This is a genomic window from Mycobacterium sp., assembly GCF_008709575.1.
Lineage (GTDB): Bacteria > Actinomycetota > Actinomycetes > Mycobacteriales > Mycobacteriaceae > Mycobacterium.
The window spans coordinates 1-1,533 of the sequence record NZ_VYIK01000141.1; the positions used below are offsets into that span (position 1 = coordinate 1).

At 60.8% G+C, this 1,533-nt stretch carries 1 protein-coding gene and 1 pseudogene; both read right to left on the reverse strand.

Annotation, left to right across the window (positions count from 1 at the left end; genetic code table 11):
• Positions 1-214 (reverse strand): annotated as a pseudogene (locus F6Q13_RS17315) (transposase); the annotation flags it as partial.
• A gap of 597 nt (positions 215-811) precedes the next feature.
• Complete coding sequence (locus tag F6Q13_RS17320; protein ID WP_293059188.1) at positions 812-1,384, reverse strand: integrase core domain-containing protein; 573 nt, start codon at positions 1,382-1,384, stop codon at positions 812-814.
• Positions 1,385-1,533 lie beyond the last annotated feature (149 nt).

Consider the following 1,533-nt stretch of genomic DNA (forward strand, 5'->3'; position numbering starts at 1 on the left):
CCCCACTACCAGGGAGGGCAGCATGAATTCCACCCACGAAAACGTCAGTAGATCCAAGTTTCGACAGATTCGCCAGGGTTTGGTGGCGTACCTGAGACCCGTCGCGAAACGAGCGCCGCAGCAGGACCGTCTCGTAGACGCGTTCCTGGCCAGACTTCGCCACATACCTGCGTTTGTTCCGGGCTACATGCATCGCGCCACTGGATGCTTTCATACCCATACTATAAACCGAACTCGTGGCAGTTTGTCGCATCAACACACCATATTCGTGGCTACATATTCGCCTGCCACGCTGCCGACAAATTCCAGGTCAGCTATTCAATTCCCCCGCAAAAGCAGTCGCAACTTCTGGCTAAGGCCGGCGGTGCAATGCGACGGCCTGACAGCGAGTGGCGGTGGCACCGGCTCGGCCGCAGTCGACTTTGTCGAAGAACCGCTGTGATCGCTCCTGCACGGTGGCGTTGCCGGCGCACAGCGCGTAGCCTCACATCGCTTCGACGCGCAGCTGGTCGGGGACGGCCGATGATCTCGAGCACCGTCTCCTTGGCGGACTCGATCGCGGCCTTATCGCAGCGCAGTATCTGCCGGACCACGGCGTCGGATCTCCTCCATCAGCTTGTCGTGAGACATCCCATGAATTGGTTTGTCAAGCGGCATTTTGTTGAGTTGGGTCATTTTGTGGTTGACCTGCGTCTTTGGGTTGGGGCCATGCTGTTGCCTCGTCATAGTTGGTGCGGGTTTTGAGGCTGAGGTGTGTTTGAGTTAATGAGCCATTCGTCGCTGGAAATACCCAGCCAGATCCTGGGCGTGCTCATCGGTTCTCTCCAGGGTGTGCACCGTCGTTGAGTCGACGGTATGCGATGCGGTTCGCTCGTGCTTGAGCGAGTCCGTCGCGGCGTTTGGTGCGTATGGCATCACCTCGTCCTTCGTGTTCGTCGTTGGGAGTCACGTACTGCAGGGCGGCATGCAGCCTGATGCCGTTGTATTCGGTTCGTGCGAGGTCGAGTTCGGCTTCGAGTTCGCCGGGATGGGTGATCTTCTCCAGGTGCGGCCACTCGCCCTTGACATGTCCGAACAGGGTCTCAATCCATGCCTGGTCCTGGGGTGTGCCAGGACGGCCGAACTGTTGGGCGATGGCGACTCCGGCGAGGAACTCTCGGGTGGAGTGCGACCGCATCTGGGGCCCGTTATCGCTGATCGCCAGCAGCAGGGGCCGCTGACCATCGCCGATCGCGGTGTCGACCGCGTCGCGGTCGCCGCAGGCCAGCGCGGTCACCAGGGCGGTGGTAGCGCGCTGGTCGGCGGCGGCCCACAGGTCCTCGGCCTTGAGCGCGTCGATGAAGGCAACTTCGACTTGCAGCGAGGATTCCTCAGCCGAGACCACGGTGGTGATCCACTTGCCTATTGACCGGACCAACTGACGACACTCCGAGTGAATCGGCGACCGAGCCCGTGTCTGGTTGCTACACCTGCGTCGACGGTATCGAGGTGAAGGAGCCAGGGTTGTTCGACGACGAGGAACGAGACATCGGT